This is a genomic window from Brachybacterium fresconis, from assembly GCF_017876515.1.
In the GTDB taxonomy this organism is placed as follows: Bacteria; Actinomycetota; Actinomycetes; order Actinomycetales; family Dermabacteraceae; genus Brachybacterium; species Brachybacterium fresconis.
Window position 1 is genome coordinate 2,129,272 of record NZ_JAGIOC010000001.1, and the last position, 20,720, is coordinate 2,149,991.

Genomic DNA, 20,720 nt, shown 5'->3' on the forward strand with positions numbered 1-20,720 from the left:
GTCATGACGACTGGATCGCGACGAGGAAGCGGGTCCGCGTATGACGAGACAGGTGCGCGGGATCGGCTTCCGTGGCGTCGTCACGCCCTGTGGCCCAACGAATCCATCTGCGGGGTGAGCACATCCTCGGCGCCGAAGCACCCCAGGTCGCCCCAGCCGAGGTCGTCGGCGTAGAGGATCACGACGTTCGGGGGTCGGTGCCGGGTCACGCCGTCATGGCTCCCGCGAGTCGTCGGCCTGCGCGTCCTCGTCCAGTTCGAGGAGGTACGCGCTGAAGATCTCCGAGCGCAGCGACCTGACCTTCGTCGTCAGCGCCGACCGCTCCGCCCTGGTCGAGCCGGGGGCCTTCAGGAGCTGGGCGGCGTGCTCGCATCGGTCCACCTGAATCCTCCAGCCTCGTGCCCGCTCGGCCTCCTCCTCGTCGTCCGCGGACTCCTCCAGGTAGGTGACCTCGTCGCGCAGGATGCCGATGGTCTCGATCAGATCATCGGTGCTGCCGCCCCGACGCCTGACCAGGTGAGACGCCTGTTCCCGCGCGGTCTTTCGCGCCTCGGGGTTCTTCCACAGCCGCGCGGCCGCCTCAGCCGCCAGCGGGCCGACCCACTTGGCCGCGCGAACGGCGATGTCCTTCTTCGCTGGCACATTTCCCCCTTGGAATCGGTGAGCCGAGCGTACAGGGAGTGGGCGGATTGACGGGCTGTGGGAGTCATGCGGATCAGCGAGCACGAGCACGGCCCGTGGGCTCGCCCATATCGCTGGTGATCTGCCCAGACGTCCTTACGCGCCCTCCAGCTCCCGCGTCGCGCGCTCGCTGAGCAAGGGGTCGGTGCGCTTCTCGCTGTCGGGCAGGTTCATCGCAGTGGCCAGCACATCGCTCAGGCGTCGCGCAGATTCCAGCTCCGGTCCCGTCCTGGCCCAATCGTCGAAGGTGAGCCGCAGGTTCTCCTCCGCCGTGATGATGTCCAGAGCAGGACCGCTCTTGCCGCGCTCGACGAATCGCACGTAGCGGATGTCATCGAGGAGGAACTCGTCGTCGATCAGCCCCTGCTTGCGCACCGAACTCTGCCGGGAGACGAAGAAGCGGGTGGGCGTCACGCCGAGGTAGGCGTTGTCGCCGACGAAGCGGTCGAGGTTCACGTCGGCGAGCGCCAGCAGCGGCTCGTCGCCGGGGACCGCCCATCGCAGGATCCGCAGGAGGTTCTCCGGAGCGCTCTTGTGGAAGACGCGGAGGGTCGGATCCAGCTCCGCGGGCTTCGAGCAGTGCCGTTCGCGCAGCTCCGCGACGCGTTCCGCCAGGGCCCCGGCCATCGCGGCCGTGTCCTGCACGCTCCGACGCTTGGACGAGAACGGCAGGCTGAACTCACCGGGCAGCTCGACCATCAGGTTGCAGTGACGCTCGAGCGTCGCAAGCAGCCGTTCGATCTCGTCCATCGCCTGTTCGTGCTCACGCTTGGACGAGGTGACGAGCTCGGTCAGCAGGTTCTCGTTCTCGGCGGCGTTGGCTTCGTCCCGGCTGATGTGCGCGGCGCGAAGGACCTGTGCGCGGTACCAGGACCCCTCGGCCATGAGCATGCCGTGCACGTCGGCGAAGATGCGCTCGATGCTCTTCTCGATGTATGCCCGACGGTTCTGGGCGTCGGTGTCGAGGGCGGCGACATGTTCGCGGACGAAGGAGGAGAAGAGCCTCTTCTGCTTGCGCAGGTCCGCGTCCCTCGTCGCAAGGGGCGTGAAGATGTGATCGTTGACGACGCCGGTGGCCTTCGCCTCCCGCACGGCACGCATGGTGGTCTCGTACAGGCCGAGCAGCGTCGCCCACTGGTCCTGATGGATCGCCTGCAGGACGTCGCGCGTGAGCTCGATGTTCTCGTCCACGCGTCGCGAGATCGAAGCGAGCTGCACCTGCAGGGCGAGCAGCGCCCCAGCAGGGCCGAGGCTGGAGAGCACCTGCGCGCTCTGTGCTCCTGCCGCGGGTGCCCATCGGATCTGGGCCGAGATCTTGCCGTTCTCCCCGACGAGCGCGCCGAGATTCCAGCCCTCCGACATCATCGGCTTGGCCGCCTTGAGTGCTTCCAGCGTCTGCGGCGCGAGCTTCACGAGTCCTTGCGCGGCAACTGCCCCCTGCGCGCCTTGAGCGGCGACGTTCCCGAGTCCTGCAGCGAGGGCGACCTTGTCGGCGAGCGCCTTGCCGGTCTGCGCATTCATGATCCCGAAGGGGACCACGTCGAGGTCCTCCGGAATCTCATCGGCGAAGAGGACCGCCAGCCCTTCCTCGACCTCTACCAGGCTCATCGCCGGTTCGGAGGACACGGCCACGTCGCCGCCCGACATCTCAACAGAGGACTGCATGAACACTCTTCTCGCTCATCTCGAGCCGTCATCGGCATCGAGCACCCGATGGAGACTCCGTCTCCGAAAGCACAAGGACGACAGCCCATCCGGGCCACCATCAGAAAGCTAGCGGCTGCGGCCGACATTCGGAGCAGATCGCAGCACGTTGTCAGAATCGATGCGAAGCCGACACACAACCGGCGAGCCTCATCGGCGTCGACTACCTCTTCGCGCCGGACGTGCTGGTCGAGGCCACGGCGCTGCGCGTCTGAGCCGCCGGGGCAGGCTGGGCGTCGAGCTCGTCCAGCGGGAGCGCTGCAGCGGCCTCACGCAGCGCCTCGACGGCTGGGGAGCGCACGTGCGGCGGCCAGGCCAGGACGGTCGTGATCGCCGTCGCGTCGGTGACGGGGATCGCGGCATGCTGCGGCCATTGCCAGGCTCGGCTGGAGGCGGGGATGACCAGCAGTGTCAGGCCCAGCGCCACCAGCTGCGCGAGCTGGGACTGGGTGCGCACCTCCGGACCCGGCCCGTCGGGGTAGGTGCCGTCCAGCTGCGGCCAGCGTGCCATCGGCAGGTCGGGGAGGTGCGCGACCTCGGCGAGCGTCACCTGGTCGCGGGAGGCCAGGGGATGGCCGGCCGGCACGATCATCACCTGTCCTTCGGTCAGGATCTCCTGTGTCTCGAAGCCGGCGAGGTCGTCGACCGGGCGGTGCATCACCGCTGCGTCGGCCGCACCGGTGCGGAGCAGGCCCGCCTGCTCGCCCACCTCGCACAGCACCACCTCGATCGCCGGGGCGCCCGGGGCGCCGGCGGTCGCCTCGAGCAGCATCCGCAGCAGCTCGTGGGAGGCTCCGGCCTTCGTCGCGAGCCGCAGCGGCCGGGAGGGGGTCGCGGCGTGCCGGGTGCGCCGCACCGCCGCCTCGACCGCGGTGAGCGCGAGGCCGGCCTCCTCCTGCAGCACCCTCCCCGCCTCGGTGAGCGCCACTCCGCTGCGATCCCGGTCGAACAATCGCACGCCGAGGCGTCGCTCCAGCTGCTGGATCGCCCGCGACAGCGGCGGCTGGGCGATGCCCAGTCGTTCTGCCGCGCGCCCGAAGTGCAGCTCCTCGGCGACCGCCGTGAAGTACCGCAGCTCCCGCGTCTCGAGAGTCTCCACAGCGCGACCCTACGCTCTGATATCCGCGAGGTATCGACAGGCACCGGATCGGTCTTGGACAGGCCGCACCCTCGGGGCGGAGCATCGATCTCATGACAGAGAACAAGATCGCGCTGGTCACCGGCGCCAACAAGGGAATCGGCTTCGCCATCGCACGCGGGCTCGGCGCGGAAGGCTTCCGGGTCGCGGTCGGTGCGCGCGATGCCGCACGAGGGGAGACCGCGGTGCAGCAGCTGCGGAAGGAGGGGACCGACGCCTTCGGGGTCGCGCTCGACGTCACCTCCGATCAGAGCGTCATCGCCGCGACGGCCGCGCTCGAGGCAGAGGTGGGGCGGCTCGACGTCCTGGTCAACAACGCCGGGATCGCGGGCCGGGTGGAGGGCGGGGCGCAGGATCCGTCGACCCTCGACCTCGAGGTGCTGCGCACCGTGCTGGAGACGAACGTGTACGGCGCGGTGCGGGTCACCAATGCCGTGCTGCCGCTGCTGGAGAGGTCCGCCGCGCCCCGGATCGTGAACATGTCCAGCGACATGGGATCGCTCCAGCTGCACACCGGCCCGCTGATGGCGGCCTACGCTTCCTCGAAGACGATGCTCAATGCGCTCACGGTCCAGTACGCGCGCCGCTTCGAGGAGACGCCGGTCATCGTGAACTCCGCCTGCCCCGGCTACGTCGCCACCGACTTCACCGGCCATGCCGCCCCTCGCGGCCCGGGGCAGGGTGCCGCGATCGCGCTCCGGCTGGCCCTCCTGCCCGACGACGGTCCGCGGGGCGGGTTCTTCAACGAGGACGGCCCTATCCCGTGGTGACACCCATGCAGCGGGCCTACGAGAGCGGGCTCCTGCCGTGACCGGTCTGCGATGACCGCTCGCTGCTGATCAGCCCCGGTCGCCGTCGCGCCCCGCCAGCACCCGCTGAACGACCTCCTCGTACACGTCCTGCGTGTAGTGGAACGGCGCCAGGCCCCAGCGATGCTCTGGATCGGCCAGCACGCCCAGCGGCTGCAGCTCCAGGATCGGGAACCCGAGCGTGCGCAGGTGCTCGTAGTAGCGCAGGTATGCCTCGTTGGCCTCCGCCGCGGAGGTGCCCATGCTGCGCGGGGTGTGGCGGCCGTCGACGGTGACCAGTGCCCAGGGCACCTGCAGCACCAGGGTCTTCTCGAACAGGCCCAGGCTCACGAGGGTCTCGCGCAGCTGCTCGGCCCGGGGTGCCCAGAGCTCGAAGTGCTCATCGGTGCCGAACTCGATGTGGCGAGCGCCCTCGACGACACTGCTCAGCAGATCCGCGCGCACCTGCCGTGGCTCGACGAACCCGACGCGGTGTGCGAAAATCACACGATGGACAAGCAGACCTTGGGCCGACGGATCGTCAGGGCGCGCGAAGCCTCAGGGCACACCCAGACAGAGCTGGCCGGCATGCTGGGCGTCGATCGATCGGCGATCAGTCGACTCGAGAGCGGCGAGCGCAAGCTGGACGTCGCTGAGCTGATGCGCCTCTGTGAAGCTCTCGACGTCCCCCTCGCCCATCTCGTCGGCGATGAGCCGCAGACCGTCGCGAGCCGCCGACGGGATTCTGGAGCCGATGGCGGCTCCAGCTGGTCGATGGACGTCGCCCTGCAATTGATGTCGCAGGATGCTGTGACCCTGCAACGCATGAGCCTGCTCGAGACCCCGACCGGACGCCCCGAGCTGCGGGCTCCGCAATCGCATGAGGAAGCCGAGCAGGCGGCGCGCGCCGTCCGCGAGGCGCTGGGGCTCGAGGACGGGCCCGTCCACGATCTCGGCTCCGTGGCCGAATCGCTAGGGCTGTCTTGCTACGTCAGCGATGAAGGCGTGGGCGACGGAGCCTTCACGATCGTCGACTCCTCCTCCCCCGAACTGGGGGTCGCCGTGATCAGTGGCGACGCCCCGACCGGACGACGGCGCATGACGCTGGCGCACGAGATCGGGCACTGGGTGTTCGGAGACGCGTACGACAGCGGTGCCGCCTGGGATGAGCGCATGATCTTCTCCTTCGCCATTCACTTCCTGATGCCCCGAAATGCAGCCATCATCGAGTGGAACAGGCATGGCTCCTGGGACATCCGTGACCGAGCACTGCGGCTCGCAGCGGAATTTCGCCTGAGCTGGTCCGCAACTCTCAATCAGTTGATGACCATCGGCCTCATCGATGGTCCGCAGCGTGATTCCCTGGGCCGGGCGGTTCCGAAACATGGTGACTACGTTCGTCTGCGACTGCAGATCGTCGACGAGCTGGAGCCTCCGTACCTGCCACCGAACTGGCGGGCGGCCGCCGTGGAAGCGTTCGTCGACGAGCGCCTCACCCTGGACAGGACACTACGCATCCTGCGTGGAACGGTCACTGCGGACGAGCTCCCCGAGCCGCGGCCGCGCACCAGGGATGATCTGCGCGAGTCCCTCGCGGGCCATGGCGACTGAGCCCGCCCGGTGGGTGATGGACACCAGCACCTTCACGCATTTCTGGAGAGCAGGACATAGCCACGTCCTGAACGAATTGGCGCCCGATGGCATCATCCTGATTCCCTCAGAGGTGAACGTCGAGATCGAGCAGGGCCGCGCCCTGCATCCCGAGATCCCTCCGGTCAGGAAAGTCGATTGGGCAGAACTTGTCGTCTGTGACGACGACGAGCAGCTCACGATGCTCGGAGTGAAGGCCGACATGGGCGGATCTCCGACCGAGCACCTCGGGGAGTGCGCGGTGATCGCGTGCGCGTTCGGGCGTGGCGGTATCGCGATCCTGGACGAGCGGAAGGCCATCGAACAAGCGGGACTCCGCGACGTGAGCACCCACGACAGCATGTGGATCGTCGTGCACGCCTACGCTCTGCTCTTCGATCGTGACCGCGACCGCGCCGCCACCGTCATCGACGATCTCCTGGCAACAGGGATGAAGCTCCCGATCGCGTCCGGCACGAGTTTCATGCAATGGGCCTACGAGAACGGGCTCCTGCCGTGACCGGTCTGCGATGACCGCTCGCTGCTGATCAGCCCCGGTCGCCGTCGCGCCCCGCCAGCACCCGCTGGACGACCTCCTCGTACACGTCCTGCGTGTAGTGGAACGGCGCCAGGCCCCAGCGATGCTCGGGATCGGCCAGCACGCCCAGCGGCTGCAGCTCCAGGATCGGGAACCCGAGCGTGCGCAGGTGCTCGTAGTAGCGCAGGTAGGCCTCGTTGGCCTCCGCCGCGGAGGTGCCCATGCTGCGCGGGGTGTGGCGACCGTCGACGGTGACCAGCGCCCACGGCACCTGCAGCACCAGGGTCTTCTCGAACAGGCCCAGGCTCACGAGGGTCTCGCGCAGCTGCTCGGCCCGGGGTGCCCAGAGCTCGAAGTGCTCATCGGTGCCGAACTCGATGTGGCGGGCATCGTCGACGGCGGAGAGCACTTCGGGAACGCGCACCAGGTCGATGCTGCGGGTGACCACGCCGCCGTCCTCGAAGACGTGCACGCCGTGGCGCTCGTCGACGAGGTCCCACAGCAGGATGTCGGTGCGGTCCGCGACCTCGGTGAGGCGCTCGATGAGGTTGCCGGCGAAGTCTCCGGTCATCATGCGGTGCTGGAAGTCGGAGTCGATCGACGTCTCCGCGGGGAACCGTGCGGAGGCGTCGTGGTCCGGGGACAGCAGGGACTGGCGGGCGATGTAGGCGACGACGTCGAAGCGGTCGCCGCCGGCCAGGTCGACGCTGTCCCGGGCGACGCAGCTGCCATAGATGACGACGCGGGTGGGCGTCTTCTCGGCAGGCTGATCAGTCACGGTGCTCCTCGTCGCAGGGTGGTTCGAAAGCTCGAGCGGATCGGGCTGGGCGACAGAATACCCACCACCGGGCCATCGTCCCTGGTGTTCGCCGCGGGCTGTGGCGCTCCCGACAGCGCCGGAGCTCCGAGATCTCCCCGACGGACGGCACAGGGCGGGGCACGTCACCGTGGGATCATGAGGCGTCCGTCGGCTGGTTCTCCTGCCACGCTCCCCCGACCGAGAGGTGCCCATGCCCGCGCAGTCCTCGTCCCGCCTGCAGACCCTCCGCACCGGTCTGTGGCACCTGCGCAAGGGCGGGCCTGCCCAGCTGCGCACCTGGCGACGTCGCCGCCGCACCGTCACCTACGGGGTCGGCGACGGCCTGGGCAGCAAGGACGCCGAGGGGCATATCTCCTTCCCGCCCGCGAGGCTGCGCGAGCGAGCCCCGCACCTGGAAGGTCTGCGGGTGGCGGTGATCCTCGATGATTTCTCGATGCTGGCCTGGAGCTACGAGTTCGAGACGGTCGCGGTCACCCCGCACCGGTGGCGCGAGCAGCTCGCCGAGAGCCCCGTGGATCTGCTGCTGGTGGAGTCGGCCTGGCACGGCAACTCCGACGCCTGGCAGTACCAGCTGACCGGTTCCAAGGCTCCGACGCAGCCGCTGCGCGAGCTGGTGGCCCACTGCCGCGAGCAGGGGATCCCCACGGTGTTCTGGAACAAGGAGGATCCGCCGCACTTCGAGGACTTCCTGGACACGGCGAAGCTGTTCGACCAGGTCTTCACCACGGACGTGACGCTCCTGCCCCGCTACCGCGAGGAGCTGGGGCATGAGCGGGTGGCGGTGCTGCCGTTCGCGGCGCAGTCCGCGGTGCACAACCCGATCCGCCCGAAGCACGGACACCAGGCGCGGGACGTGGCCTTCGCCGGGATGTACTTCGCGCACAAGTTCCCGGAGCGCCGCGAGCAGATGGACATGCTGCTGGGCGGAGCTCTCGATGCCTCCGGGCGGATGGACACGGGCCTGGAGATCTTCTCCCGCTTCCTCGGCGACGACGAGCGATACCAGTTCCCCGGCGCCCTGGCCGATCGCGTCGTCGGCTCGCTGAGCTACGACCGGATGCTCACGGCGTACAAGGCGTACAAGGTGTTCCTCAACGTGAACTCCGTGGTCACCAGCCCGTCGATGTGCGCGCGGCGCATCTTCGAGATCACCGCGTCGGGCACCCCCGTGGTCACGGCCCCCTCCCCCGCCGTCGGGGAGTTCTTCACAGAGGAGGAGGTGCCGGTGGTCGCCGAGCGGGAGGACGCCGCCCACGTGGTGCGCGCGCTGACCCGCTCCCCCGAGCTGCGCGACCGCACCGTCCACCTCGCGCAGCGCCGCATCTGGCACGAGCACACCTACACCCACCGCGCCCGCCAGGTCCTGGATGCCGTCGGGCTCGGTGAGCGGGCCGGGACGGCGGGTCTGCCCGGCGGGGCGGGCCTGCCCAGCGTCAGCATCATGGCCGCGACCAACCGCCCCGAACAGCTCGATCACCTGGTCTCCCAGGTGGCCCGTCAGTCCGGCGTGGAGCGCCAGCTGCTGCTGATCACCCACGGCTTCACCTCCCCCACCGCAACGGCCGAGCGGGCCCGCGAGCTCGGCGTGGAGAACGTGGTGGTGCTCGAGGCGCCCGGCACCTGGAGCCTCGGGACCTGCCTGAACGCCGCGGTCGACCGTGCCGACGGGCAGGTGCTGTCGAAAATGGACGACGACGACCTCTACGGCGCTTTCTATCTGCACGACCTGCTGCGGGCGCGCGAGTTCGCCGCGGCCGACGTGGTGGGCAAGCACGCTCACTACATGCACGTCGCCGGGCCGGACGCGACCCTGCTGCGCTTCCCGTGGATGGAGCACCGCTTCACCGACCGCGTGATGGGGCCGACGATCACGGCCGGCCGCGAGGTGTTCACCGCGCACCCCTTCGCCGACGTCTCCCGCGGGGAGGACACCGGCTTCCTCGACGCCGTCGCCGAGGCCGGCGGGCGGATCTACTCCGCCGACCGCTTCAACTTCACCCAGATGCGTCGCGGCGAGACGGGCGGGCACGCCTGGTCCGCGAGCGACCGGGAGATCCTGGCGACCGGGGACGTGGCCTGGTTCGGGCTGAACGAGCAGCACGTGATGATCTGAGGCCGCTCTCCGAGATCACTGCATCGCGCGTGCCGGACCGATGGAGCCGCGACGCACGAGGTGCGCGGACAGCGCGGGCACCTCCGCCCGTGAGCGCCCCGCCATCACGCCGAGCAGCAGTCGAGCCGCGGCGGTCCCGGTCTCGAGCACGGGCTGAGAGACGACCGTCAGAGGCGGCGAGACCAGCCCCGCCCAGGGCGGATCGTCGAACACGGCAACGGACACGTCACCGGGCACGGCGACGTCGAGGGATCGCAGCTCCTCGAGCGCGGAGACGGCAATGACCGCGTCCGAGGCGAGCAGAGTGGTCACCGGGTCCTCTCCCGAGACGAGCTCGCGGACGTGACGCCGGATGTCGTCCGCACCGCGGGCTCCGACGCGCACGTCCTTCGCATGCAGGTCGAGGTCATACGCCCGCAAAGCATCGGCGACAGCGCGAAGGCGGCGCCCCACCGGGGTGTGAGCGATCTGGGGATCCTCGTTCCAGCTCGCGGCGGGACTGGAGAGGGTCGAGACGAAGCCGATCCGGTGGTGCCCGGCCTCCACCACGTCGTCGATGAGCTCGCGGGCTGCGACCTCGACGTCGACCACCACCGACGGGGCGACCAGGCCGGGCGCTTCACGGTCGAACAGCACCAGGGGGCGTCCGGAGACGACCAGTGCCTGCAGGTGCGGGTAGCTCGGTGCGAGCGCGGGGGCGATGAGGAAGCCGTCAACCCGCTTGCCATCCAGCGCCCTCACGGCGTCGACCTCCAGGTCAGGGGACTCGCCCGTGTTCATCAGGACGACGTCGTAGCCAGCCTTCCGCAGGGTGTCGGAGATTCCGCGGACGCTGAGCGCGAAGAAGGGATTCTCGATGTCTCCGACGACCACGCCAACGGATTGCGAGCGCCCGGTGGAGACGCTCCGGGCCAGACTATTGGCGCGGTAACCCAGCTGCTCCGCGGCCGCCAGCACCCGGGAGTGCACCGCCTCGGAGACCGAGCCGTACCCGCCCAGCGCCCGTGCGGTCTGTGCCCGTGAGACCCCGGCCTGGGAGGCGACATCGCCGATGGTGACATCACGGTTCACTGGGGGCATCTTTGGTTCCGATCCTTCCCTTGACGGTCTTCGTCGCTGGGCCTACAGTACCGGACACACCCAGAAAGAGACCGGTCTCATCCCGACCGTTTGAGACCGGTCTCCGAGCAGGGGCTCACCGTGCACCGACCGTGCGCGAACGGTCTCTCCGTGGCGCGGGTCCAACTCCAGGCAATGTGGCCCGGGCCCCGCCAGCCTTCCGATCTCCCCGATGAAAGGCCGATCCCCTCATGGCGACACGACGCGATGTCCTCGCCGCCTTCGCCACCGGCGCCGCAGCGCTCACCCTCCCCTCCTGCGCCTCCGGCGCGGCCGACGACTCCACGCTCACCATCTTGCACAAGTGGCCCGAGGGTGAGCACAAGAAGTATTTCGACTACGTGCGCAGAACATTCCAGGAGAGCCATCCCGGCGTGACCGTCGAAATGACCGCAATCCAGGATGATCCGTATAAACAGCGGATCCAGGTGCTGACCGCTGCGCGAACTCTGCCGGACGTCTACTTCCTGTGGCCGGGCAGCTACGGCGAGCAGTTCGCCAAGGCGGACCTCACCTATGACCTCACCGAGGTCATGTCCGACGGATGGGCCGATTCGCTCTCCTCAATAGCGGTGAATGCGTACTCCTACGAGGACCGCAACTACGCGATTCCGATCAGCATGTCCGGCAAGTACATGGTCTACAACCAGGCAATGTTCGCCGAGCACGACGTTGAGGTCCCCGAGACCTTCGAGGACCTGCTGGCCCTGTGTGACGCGCTGCGCGAGGCCGGCGTGACGACTCCGATCGCCATGGGCAATCAGGCGATGTGGCCCGGCGTGCACTACCTGACCTCGCTGGTGGCCAAGCTCGTCCCCCAGGAGGAGTTCGAGCGAGACCTGGAGCCTGCCACGGCTACGTTCTCGCACGCGGGCTATGCCCAGTCTTTCGCGAACCTGCATGAGCTCGCCGTGCGCGGCTTCACCCCGTCAGCCAACGGCATCAGCAACGACAGCGCGAAGGCAGCCTTCCTCAACAGCCAAGCGCCGATGATGTACAGCGAGTCCAATCAGTTCTCGTCCTTCCGCGAGAAGAACGGCGCTCCTCCCGAACTCGCCCAGAACTGGGATTTCTTCCCCTTCCCGTCGATCCCCGACGGGGCCGGGAACGATGAGTCCCTCACGGGTGCCCCGGACGGTTTCGCCATCAACCCCGACAGCACCAAGGTCGATCTCGCCATCGACTTCCTGCGCATGATCACCTCCCCCGAGATGGCGGCGGCGATGCTCGAGATGCGCGACCGCCCTTCGGTGGTGCTCGGCGCCGAGACGCTCGTCGACGACGTCCAGCCGCAGCTCTCCCAGGCGCTCGAGCATCTCGACAGCATCGAGCAGTTCAACGTCTGGCTGGACATGGAGGCCAAACCCCAGGTCGCTCAAGCGTGGCTCACCGCAGGACAGACGGCGATCTCCGGGGCCCGCAGTCCCGAGCAGATCGTCCAGGACCTGAAGGAGGTCTCCGATGCACTCCGTTGACCCCACAGGACTCGGCACCGGATGGAGGCACCGACGATGACGACCACTTCAAGAGTCCGCTCCCTGCTGTGGATCGCCCCGACCCTGATCCTCGTGATCGGACTGATGTACGTGCCGCTGCTGCAGAACATCCGGCTGAGCTTCTTCAACTGGTCGATCTTCGACCAGGAGATGAACTTCGTCGGCTGGGAGAACTACCGCCAGGCGCTCGTGGACCCGTTCCTGGGGACGGCGCTGCGCAACAACATCGCCTACGCCGCCGTTTCCGTCGTGGTCCAGGTCGGTTTCGGCCTGGTGCTGGCAAGCCTGCTGGACCGCTTCGCGACCGGACGCCTCCAGGGCTTCCTGCGCAGCGTCTACTTCCTGCCCGCCACGATCTCGATGACGGTCACCGGTGTGCTGTTCACCTTCGTCTACGACCCCAACGTCGGCATCCTCAACGCCGCGCTGGAGGCCGTCGGGCTGGACTTCCTGACACGGGCGTGGCTGGCTGAGCCCAGCACCGCCATGGGCGCGATCATCGCGATGAGTCAGTGGCAGTGGACCGGCTACATCACGGCGCTGCTATTGGTGGCCATCCAGCGCATCCCCGCCGACCTGTACGAGGCGGCGTCCCTGGATGGAGCGGGCCCCGTGCGTCAGTTCTTCGCGGTTACCGTGCCGCTGACACGAGAGATGGTCGCGATCCTCTCGCTGGTGACCGTATCCAACGCGCTGCTTCTGTTCAACGAGGTCGTCGTCATGACGGGCGGCGGCCCGAACAACTCCACCCAGGTTCTCGGCACGATCGTCTACCAGAACGCCTTCGTCAACGACCGCATGGGCTATGCGGCCACAATGTCGACTCTGGTGCTCGCACTGACCATGACCCTGGGGATCGTCCAGATGATCTGGACCCGTCGAAAGAGGGTGACCCTGTGAGCACCACAGCCTCCACGTCCGCCGTCCGCCCCCCGCTCCGCGACGGGGGCCACCGCAGGCCCCCTCGCGCGGCCGGCCGCGGCGCCTCCGTCTCGGGCCGTCTCGTGCGAATCGCCGTCTGGGTCCTGCTCACGCTGATGGCGATCGGCGTGCTGTACCCGCTGTTCTGGATGGTCTCCTCCTCGTTCAAGACGAGCACGGAGATCTTCTCCAGTCCGTGGGCGTTGCCGACCTCGCTGTCCCCGGAGAGCTTCGTGACCGCCTGGGAACGCGGCGTGTTCCAGTACTTCGTGAACTCAGTGATCATCACTGTCGGCTCCCTGGTGCTGGTTCTCGGTCTGGGGACGGCAGCGTCCTTCGCCCTGACCAAGTTGCGTCTGCCCTTCGCCGCGCCGATCACCCTGCTGGTCCTCGGTGGTCTGATGATCTCGCCGACGATGATCCTGGTGCCGGTGTTCCAGCTGATGATCGCGCTGCATCTTCACGACACTCTGTTCGGGATGGTGCTGGTGTACACGGCGTATCGGCTGCCATTCACGATCTTCCTGATCCGCGCCTACATGATCACGCTGCCGGACGAGGTCCTCGAGGCCTCCATGATCGACGGCGCCTCACTGCTGCAGACCTTCTGGCGGATCGTCGTCCCGTTGTGCCGGCCCGTGCTGGTCAGCGCCGGGCTGGTGTATGTGCTGTTCGCCTGGAACGAGTTCCCCTTCGCCCTGGTCCTGCTGAATGATCCCGAGCTGAAGACGCTCCCGGTCGGCCTGCTCGACTTCAAGAGCGCCCTGCAGACGAACTGGTCGGTGCTTTTTGCCGGGCTGACCTTCGCCGCCCTGCCCATGATCGCCCTGTTCGTCGCCGCGCAGCGCACCTTCGTCCGCGGCCTGGCCGATGGGATGGGCAAGTGATCCTCCTCAACAACGCATCGTCCCTCTCGAAGATACGGAGCACTCCATGACCCCCGCCACTACCCCCGCACCCACGGACACGAGACCGCTGCGCGCCGCGATCCTCGGCTACGGCGTCTCCGGTCGTTATTTCCACGGGGCGTTCCTCGGCGTGGATCCGTCCTATGTCGTCGCCCTGATCTCGACCTCGAACGCGGATCGTGCCGAGCAGGCGCGAGCGGACCATCCAGGAGTGGTCGTGGTCGAGGATCCCCGATCGGTCGCCGAACATGCGTCCGACCTCGACCTCGCCATCGTGTGCACTCCTCCCACGAGCCATGTGGAGCTCGCACAGCTCGCGTTGCGCGCAGGGCTGGACGTCGTGGTCGACAAACCCTTCGCCCCCAGCAGCGCCGAGGGCGCCGAGCTGATCGCCGAAGCCGAGTCACTTGGTCGGCGCGTGACGGTCTTCCAGAACCGCCGGTACGACGCCGACTTCCTCACCCTCCGCGGCCTGATCAACAACGGCGCTCTGGGAAATGTGCACACTCTCGAATCCCGCTTCGAGTGGTGGAAACCCTCCGGCGAGCGCAGCTGGAAGGCGAGCACGACGGTCGGCCAGGGCGGCGGGATCCTGTTCGACCTCGGCCCGCACCTCATCGACCAGGCCGTCCAGCTGTTCGGGCCGGTCACCGGGCTCTCGGCGTCCCTGCGCTCCGTTCGGACCGACGGGGCACCCCCGAGCGCCGGGGCGGAGGCTCCGGAGAACGTGGCGCATCTGATGCTCACTCACTCCGACGGCGTCGAGTCCCACCTGAGCATGTCCAGCCTCGCCGCCTTCGCAGGGCCGCGCTTCCAGGTCGCGGGAACCGCGGGTGCCTGGCGCACCTTCGGGAAGGACCCACAGGAAGCGGCCCTGCGCGCCGGGAAACTGCCGGATGCCCCCGGGTTCGGCGGCGAGAGCCCGGAACAAGCTGGCGAGCTGAGCCACGGCGTGGAGCCCGCCCGCACTGCTCCCGGCATCGGTGACTACGGCCGCTTCTACCGCGAGCTTGCCTGGGCGCTGCACTCCGGCGGGCCGGTCCCCGTGGACCCGTGGGACGCGGTCGACGTCCTGAGACTCATCGAGGCCGCTCACCGCACCGCCCACCCCACCCACGACTGAACTCCCTACGCTTCCGAACAGATTGGACATCATGACCACCCACACCCTGGCCCCCCGCACCGACCCCACCACCCCGTCCACCGCCCTGGTGCTCGGCGGCGGCGCCTTGGGCACCTCGATCGCCACCCACCTCGCCCGGTCCGGCACGCAGGTCACTCTCGCCACCTCCGGCGCGCTGTGCGACGGCGCCTCGGGACGCTCCCTGTCCTGGCTGAACTCCGCCGGTGATCGCAGCCCCGCCTACCACGCTCTGCGGGTGCTCGGCATCGACCGCTACCGGACCCTGTTCGCCGCGGACCCCTCGCGCGACTGGTTGCGCTTCCCCGGAGGCCTGTGGTGGGACGGCGAGGAGACGGCGGAGACGACCCACGCCCGGCACAATGCCGAGATCGCCCGCGGCTACGACTCCCACCTGCTCACCCCGGAGGGCGTAGCACGCGAGCTCCCGGGGGTGAACGCCGCGGCCGCGGCCGAGGAGTCGATCCGCAATCCCGGGGAGGGCTGGGTCTCCCTCCCCCACCTCGTCGAGCATCTGACCGGCGAGCTGCGAGAGCTCGGCGGGGTGGTCGAGACCGGTCTGGGGACCTGCGCGCTCCTGGTGGAGGACGGCCGGGCGGCCGGAATCCGCGATGCCTCCGGCGCCGAGCACCGGGCCGACGCGGTGGTCGTCGCCTGCGGCGCGGGCACCTCTGCCGTCATGGCCGGGGCGGGTGTGGACATCCCCGACGGGTCACCGCTGGCGATGCTGGTCACCACGGAGCCGGCCGAGGTGGAGGTGCCGGTGCTGAACACGCCGCGCGCCGCGATGCGCCCCAACCCGGGCGGCACCTTCTGCGTCGACCACGACTGGTACGTCGATCAGATCCTCGAGCACGACGACGGCACCTGCACGATCGACGAGTCGGTGGTCACGGAGCTGCTCGCCGAGGCCTCCCACCTGCTCGCAAGGGACACCACCCTGACGGCGGCGACGTGGGCGAGCGGGCGCAAACCCATCCCCGCCGACGGGGAGCCGGTGCTCGGGACCGTGGGCGATCTCCCGGGCTGCTCCGTGGCCTTCACGCATTCGGGGGCGACCCTGGCGCTGATCGCCGGCGAGACCGTGGCCCACGAGGTCATGACCGGCACGCGGCATCCGCTGCTGGCGGAGTTCTCCCCGGATCGCTTCGGGGCCTGACCACCGCCCCTCAGGCCCTCGGCGAGGGTTGCTTCGCGCGCAGCCGGCGGATCCCTTTCACCAGGTCCGTGATGCCGGAGCCGGCGGGTGTGCGGTACAGGATCTGCAGCGGCAGGACCGCCGGTGGATCCAGCGGTGCGTGGGACAGGCTCGCCGGCGCCTCCCGGGCGTAGTCTGCCGGGACCAGGGCGAAGGACTCTCCCGTGCGCAGGCGGTAGGAACGGGCCCCGGAGAGCTCCGAGGACGCCCCGACGAGCTCGGGATCCAGGCCGTGGTCGTGGCACACAGCCAGGAGCGCATCGAAGTAGACCGGGTTCTGCTCCCGCGGCCACAGCTGCAGGCTCCGCCCCGCGAGGTCATCCAGGGCCACGGGTCGATCGGGAGTGAGGACCCCGTGGGCGGAGAGGGCGTGCAGCGGGTCCTCGCCGAGGGTGGCCCGTCGGGCACCGCGGGTCGCCCGCAGATAGTGGCCGAGGCCGGCATCGGCCTCGCCCTGCGCGACGCACTCCTCGACCCCGCCGGTGGCGACCGTGAGCACCTCGATCTCCAGCGTGCCCGGCTCCCGCTCGAACTGCTCGAGGAGCTCCGGCACGAGCCGGTTGACCATGCTCGGCGTCACCGCGAGGCGGATCGTCTCCGGCGCCCCGCTCGCGGCGGTCTCGAGCCGCGCCCCGACCTCGAGCAGCTGTCGGGCGTGCGGCAGCACCGCGCGTCCCGCCTCCGTGAGCCGACTGCCGCCGCGCGAACGCGCCACCAGGGTCACGCCCAGGGCACGCTCGAACCCGCGCAGGTCGGCGCTGATCGTCGGCTGCGAGATCTTCAGGTCCTCGGCCGCCCGCCCGAAATGCTCGTGCCGGGCGATGGCGAGGAACGCCTCGACCTGCCGAATCGTGCATCGCATAGAGACACTCTATGCCTCGATCGGGTTCCGGCTGTGGTTCTCCTCACAACCCGTTCCTAGTGTCGAAGCACAGTCAGAACCGATCGAAGGAGATCTCCCATGACCCCGTTCCTCGACGTGTCCCCCGAGGTCCGCGACGCCGTCCACGACGGTCGTCCCGTCGTCGCCCTCGAGTCTACGATCTTCACCCACGGCCTGCCGCGGCCCCGCAACGTGGAGGTCGCCGAGGAGGCCGAGCAGATCGTCCGCTCCGGCGGCGCTGTCCCGGCGACCATCGGCGTCGTCCGCGGCCGGCCCACCGTCGGCCTCACCACCGAGCAGATCCTGGCGTTGAGCCACGACGACGACGTCCTCAAGGCCGGCATCCGGGAGCTGCCCATCGGCGCGGTCAACGGACGCAATGCCGGCACCACGATCGCCGCCACCTCGCAGCTGGCCCACGCCGCCGGCATCACGGTGTTCGCCACCGGAGGCCTCGGCGGGGTCCACCACGGCGCCGAGACCTCCTTCGACGAGTCGGCGGATCTGGTGGCGCTGGCCCGCAATCCGGTGGTGATGATCAGCTCAGGCGCCAAAGCGGTGCTGAACGTGCACGCCACGCTCGAACGCTTCGAGACCCTGAGCGTCCCCGTCGTCGGCTACGGCACGGATTCCTATCCCGGCTTCTACGTGCGCGAATCGGGGTTCCGTGTCGCCCATCGGCTCGATGCTCCCGAGGAGGTGGCCGGCGTGTACCGTGCCCAGCGAGCCCTCGGTCTGCCCTCGGCGCTGCTGGTCGCGAACCCGGTGCCGCAGGAGGAGCAGCTGGATCCCTCACTGCTCCAGGGCGTGATCGAGAGGGCGTGGGCCGCCGTCGACGAGGAGAAGGTGGAGGGGCAGCAGGTGACACCGTTCCTCCTGGACTTCATCCGCCGTGCTACCGGCGGCGCCAGCCTCGACGCGAACGTGGCGCTGTATCGCAGCAATGTCCGTCTCGCCACCGAGGTCGCCGGGGCGATCGCGGCCGGCGTGCCGACGAGCCTGGTCGAGGCCGCGTGATGATCGCGGTCATCGGCGACGTCGTCCAGGACGTGGTGGTCTGGCAGCAGGAACCCATGCGAGCGGCGACCGACACACAATCGGAGATCACCTACACCCGCGGGGGCTCCGCCGCGAACGTGGCTGCGTTCGCTGCGCCGCGCCACCCCACGAGGTTCATCGGCTGCGTGGGTGATGATCTGGGCGGTCACGTCGTGAGCGAGGAGCTCGCCTCCCACGGGGTCGATGTGCGCGTGCAGATCCGGGGCAGCACCGGGACGATCATCGTCCTCATCGATGCCCAGGGCGAGCGCATGATGTTCCCTTCCCGCGGGGCGTCGGGCATGCTCGAGCGGATCGCGCCCAAGGACCTGGCGGACGTGGACCTCGTGCATCTGACCGGGTACTCCCTCCAGAGCGAGCCCACCGCGACCTCGGTGCTCGATGCCGCGAAGCGGGTGAAGCGGCGCGGTGGAAAGGTCTCCTTCGACATCTCCTCGGTGGGGATGATCGACCTCTACGGTCTCGAGGCGTTCCAGCGGATGGTGCTCGACCTCGCCCCGGACGTCATCACCGCGAACGAGGACGAGGCGGCCCTGGTCGACCTGGCCGGGCCCGACGGGGCCGGGGGTTTCCTGCGCCGCCTGCCCGCCTCGACGGTGCTGCTGGCTCGCGCCGGCAGCCGCCCCACGCGGGTGTTCCGCGGCGGTGAGCTGGTCCATGTGGTTCCGGTGGAGCCCGTCCAGGACGTCCGCGACCTGACCGGGGCCGGCGACGCGTTCAACGCCGGTTTCCTCGTGTCCTGGTCGGAGCAGGGCGATCTCGTCCGTGCCGTCGACCAGGCTCACGCCCTCGCGCGGCGCGTACTGCGCTGCCCCGGGGCTTCCGAGCCCTCGCGCGGTGCCGCGGCGGCCTGACGCCGCCGGCCGACCACCCCGACTCTTCCGGGACCGCGACATCGCGGCCCTGCCCTTCCCCGGCGCCGTCGCGTCGGGTCCGTCCCACCATCATCGTCGATGGAGAGGTGACCTCCATGTCCCGTGTCCAGTCCTCCGCCCCAGCCCGGCGCACCGCCGTCATCGTCCTGATGACCGCCCTGATGAGCGCCGTGTTCGCCTTCCAGCTCAACGCCTCGATGCTCTCCCCCGCCCTGGTGACGATGGAGCACGAGCTGTCCTCGACCGCCGCGCAGATCGGCCTCACGCAGACGGCGTTCTTCGCCTCCGCGGCGCTGTTCTCGCTGTTCCTGCCTCGCTGGGGAGACCTCGTGGGTCGCCGACGGGTCATGCTCGGCATGCTGGCCGTCACGGCCGCGGGGTGCGTGCTGGCGGCCCTGGCCCCGACCGTCGGCGTGCTGGGGATCGCGCGCGTCATCCAGGGTGTCTCCGGGCCGATCATCCCGTTGGCTCTGATCATGCTGCACGCCGAGATCCCCGATCCGCGGCGCTATGCCGCCCTGATGGCCGTGCTCACCGCGGTCAACGGCGGGATCGCCGGGCTCGATGCGCTGCTGGGAGGGTGGCTCGCCGGAACCTTCGGCTTCCGCTCGGTGTTCTGGGTGATGACGGGCATGGCGATCATCGCGATGATCGCCATCGCCTTCGGCACGGCGGAGTCCCGGTCCTCGCGCAGCGTGCCGATGGACTGGCGCGGCGTGGCCGCTCTCGTCGCCGTGCTGGCCGGCCTCTACTTCGCGATCGACGAGGCGGGCCGGCTCGGGGAGGCGAACTGGGCCATCGTCGGAGGTCTCCTCGTGCTCGGAGGCGCCGCGTTCTGGATCTTCTGGCGGCTCGAGGCGCACTCGAGCCACCCGCTGGTCCCCACCGCGTACCTGCGCCAGCGCCGCACCTGGGCGCTGCTGCTGACGACGCTGCTGACGATGACCGGCGTGTTCGCCGTGATGAACGGGATCATCCCGGCGCTCGCCCAGGACCCCGCGACGGGGCCCGGGATCGGCGCCGCGAGCGTGTCCTGGTGGACGCTGACGCCGTATGCGATCGCCGGTCTGGTGATGGGGCCCATCGCCGGACAGCTCGCGGCCCGGTTCGGGTTCCGCACCGTTCTCCGCGCCGGGCTCGTGCTCTCCGTGCTCGGGCTGGGAGGTGGGACGTTCCTCGCCCAGGACGCGCTGCCGCTGCAGCTGCTCGTCCTCTCGGCCGCGCTCGGCATCACGTACGCGGGGATGTGCAACATCATGTTGAACGGGCTCGGCGTCGTGCTCAGCCCGGACGACAACCAGGGATACCTGCCGGGCCTGAACTCCGGGGCGTTCAACCTCGGGGCCGGGCTCAGCTTCGCACTGCTGGTCGGCGTGCAGTCCGCGATCGGCGGGATGAGCGGGCCCGCGGCCGGATACCAGGCGGGCATCGCGGCCGGCGGTGTGCTCCTGCTGCTGGCGCTGGCGACGTCCTTCCTGATCCCCCGCCCCGAGGAGACCGGCGATCAGCCGGGCGCTCGGTCCGACCGCACGGAGCGGCCCGACCAGAGGGTGATCACGGCCGGGTGACCCGCCGCCGTCCGGTCCGGCAACGCCGTCGCCCGCCCCGTGAGTCCCGGGTCACGATTGAGCCCCTGATCGCGGGGCGGGCCGACGCCCTCAGCCACTCTGTGGGATCCTCACTCGGGCAGCACGACGAGGGAGGACGAC

20 protein-coding genes are annotated in these 20,720 nt (G+C 69.3%); 12 read left to right on the plus strand and 8 right to left on the minus strand.

Annotation, left to right across the window (positions count from 1 at the left end):
• Nucleotides 1–80: 80 nt before the first annotated feature.
• From JOF44_RS09675 to JOF44_RS09690, 4 genes are all read right to left on the minus strand, one after another.
• Nucleotides 81–209, minus strand: coding sequence for a sulfatase-like hydrolase/transferase (locus JOF44_RS09675; RefSeq protein ID WP_209890314.1), 129 nt, complete (start codon nt 207–209; stop codon nt 81–83).
• 4 nt (nt 210–213) lie between these two features.
• A complete protein-coding gene (locus JOF44_RS09680) occupies nt 214–642 on the minus strand; it encodes a hypothetical protein (RefSeq protein ID WP_209890317.1) in 429 nt (142 codons plus the stop codon).
• A gap of 135 nt (nt 643–777) precedes the next feature.
• Nucleotides 778–2,346, minus strand: a complete 1,569-nt coding sequence (locus JOF44_RS09685; RefSeq protein ID WP_209890320.1) for a hypothetical protein — start codon at nt 2,344–2,346, stop codon at nt 778–780.
• Between the two features lie 202 nt (nt 2,347–2,548).
• Nucleotides 2,549–3,484 carry a LysR family transcriptional regulator gene (locus tag JOF44_RS09690; RefSeq protein WP_209890322.1) on the minus strand — a complete coding sequence of 312 codons (936 nt, stop codon included), beginning with the start codon at nt 3,482–3,484 and terminating at the stop codon, nt 2,549–2,551.
• A 92-nt stretch (nt 3,485–3,576) separates the two neighbouring features.
• Here JOF44_RS09690 and JOF44_RS09695 point away from each other — a divergent pair, with 92 nt between their 5' ends.
• On the plus strand, nt 3,577–4,293 hold the full coding sequence (locus tag JOF44_RS09695; protein ID WP_209890325.1) for an SDR family oxidoreductase: 717 nt from the start codon (nt 3,577–3,579) through the stop codon (nt 4,291–4,293).
• Nucleotides 4,294–4,362: 69 nt separating this feature from the next.
• Here JOF44_RS09695 and JOF44_RS09700 read toward each other — a convergent pair whose 3' ends face one another.
• Nucleotides 4,363–4,776: a DUF6270 domain-containing protein gene (locus JOF44_RS09700; RefSeq protein WP_209890328.1), complete on the minus strand. Its 414-nt coding sequence runs from the start codon at nt 4,774–4,776 to the stop codon at nt 4,363–4,365.
• A gap of 45 nt (nt 4,777–4,821) precedes the next feature.
• Between JOF44_RS09700 and JOF44_RS09705 the strand changes: the two genes are divergently transcribed.
• Both JOF44_RS09705 and JOF44_RS09710 read left to right on the plus strand, forming a co-directional pair.
• Entirely contained in the window at nt 4,822–5,922 is a 1,101-nt protein-coding gene (locus JOF44_RS09705) for a helix-turn-helix domain-containing protein (RefSeq protein ID WP_209890331.1), read from the plus strand.
• Between the two features lie 16 nt (nt 5,923–5,938).
• Complete coding sequence (locus tag JOF44_RS09710) at nt 5,939–6,460, plus strand: PIN domain-containing protein (RefSeq protein ID WP_209890335.1); 522 nt, start codon at nt 5,939–5,941, stop codon at nt 6,458–6,460.
• Between the two features lie 28 nt (nt 6,461–6,488).
• Here JOF44_RS09710 and JOF44_RS09715 read toward each other — a convergent pair whose 3' ends face one another.
• Nucleotides 6,489–7,256 (minus strand): DUF6270 domain-containing protein, encoded by a 768-nt coding sequence (locus JOF44_RS09715; protein WP_209890338.1) that lies wholly within the window; start codon nt 7,254–7,256, stop codon nt 6,489–6,491.
• 232 nt (nt 7,257–7,488) lie between these two features.
• On the opposite strand from JOF44_RS09715, the gene JOF44_RS09720 reads away from it, so the two are divergent.
• Complete coding sequence (locus JOF44_RS09720; protein WP_209890341.1) at nt 7,489–9,411, plus strand: glycosyltransferase family protein; 1,923 nt, start codon at nt 7,489–7,491, stop codon at nt 9,409–9,411.
• Nucleotides 9,412–9,426: 15 nt separating this feature from the next.
• Here JOF44_RS09720 and JOF44_RS09725 read toward each other — a convergent pair whose 3' ends face one another.
• Nucleotides 9,427–10,491 carry a LacI family DNA-binding transcriptional regulator gene (locus tag JOF44_RS09725; protein WP_209890343.1) on the minus strand — a complete coding sequence of 355 codons (1,065 nt, stop codon included), beginning with the start codon at nt 10,489–10,491 and terminating at the stop codon, nt 9,427–9,429.
• A gap of 230 nt (nt 10,492–10,721) precedes the next feature.
• Between JOF44_RS09725 and JOF44_RS09730 the strand changes: the two genes are divergently transcribed.
• Genes JOF44_RS09730 through JOF44_RS09750 form a run of 5 tightly spaced genes read left to right on the plus strand, consistent with a single transcriptional unit; the run spans nt 10,722 to nt 16,155 of the window.
• Complete coding sequence (locus JOF44_RS09730; RefSeq protein WP_209890346.1) at nt 10,722–12,005, plus strand: ABC transporter substrate-binding protein; 1,284 nt, start codon at nt 10,722–10,724, stop codon at nt 12,003–12,005.
• A gap of 36 nt (nt 12,006–12,041) precedes the next feature.
• Complete coding sequence (locus JOF44_RS09735) at nt 12,042–12,926, plus strand: carbohydrate ABC transporter permease (RefSeq protein ID WP_209890349.1); 885 nt, start codon at nt 12,042–12,044, stop codon at nt 12,924–12,926.
• On the plus strand, nt 12,923–13,834 hold the full coding sequence (locus JOF44_RS09740) for a carbohydrate ABC transporter permease (protein WP_342591741.1): 912 nt from the start codon (nt 12,923–12,925) through the stop codon (nt 13,832–13,834). The genes JOF44_RS09735 and JOF44_RS09740 overlap by 4 nt, the downstream gene beginning before the upstream one ends.
• A gap of 46 nt (nt 13,835–13,880) precedes the next feature.
• Complete coding sequence (locus JOF44_RS09745; protein ID WP_209890352.1) at nt 13,881–14,978, plus strand: Gfo/Idh/MocA family protein; 1,098 nt, start codon at nt 13,881–13,883, stop codon at nt 14,976–14,978.
• A gap of 31 nt (nt 14,979–15,009) precedes the next feature.
• Entirely contained in the window at nt 15,010–16,155 is a 1,146-nt protein-coding gene (locus JOF44_RS09750; RefSeq protein ID WP_209890354.1) for an NAD(P)/FAD-dependent oxidoreductase, read from the plus strand.
• Between the two features lie 10 nt (nt 16,156–16,165).
• Here JOF44_RS09750 and JOF44_RS09755 read toward each other — a convergent pair whose 3' ends face one another.
• Complete coding sequence (locus JOF44_RS09755) at nt 16,166–17,056, minus strand: LysR family transcriptional regulator (protein WP_209890356.1); 891 nt, start codon at nt 17,054–17,056, stop codon at nt 16,166–16,168.
• A 99-nt stretch (nt 17,057–17,155) separates the two neighbouring features.
• Here JOF44_RS09755 and JOF44_RS09760 point away from each other — a divergent pair, with 99 nt between their 5' ends.
• From JOF44_RS09760 to uriT, 3 genes are all read left to right on the plus strand, one after another.
• On the plus strand, nt 17,156–18,094 hold the full coding sequence (locus JOF44_RS09760; RefSeq protein WP_209890358.1) for a pseudouridine-5'-phosphate glycosidase: 939 nt from the start codon (nt 17,156–17,158) through the stop codon (nt 18,092–18,094).
• Nucleotides 18,094–18,990 carry a carbohydrate kinase family protein gene (locus tag JOF44_RS09765; protein WP_209895874.1) on the plus strand — a complete coding sequence of 299 codons (897 nt, stop codon included), beginning with the start codon at nt 18,094–18,096 and terminating at the stop codon, nt 18,988–18,990. The genes JOF44_RS09760 and JOF44_RS09765 overlap by 1 nt, the downstream gene beginning before the upstream one ends.
• 116 nt (nt 18,991–19,106) lie before the next feature.
• Nucleotides 19,107–20,579 carry a uridine transporter UriT gene (gene uriT, locus JOF44_RS09770; protein WP_209890360.1) on the plus strand — a complete coding sequence of 491 codons (1,473 nt, stop codon included), beginning with the start codon at nt 19,107–19,109 and terminating at the stop codon, nt 20,577–20,579.
• Nucleotides 20,580–20,720 lie beyond the last annotated feature (141 nt).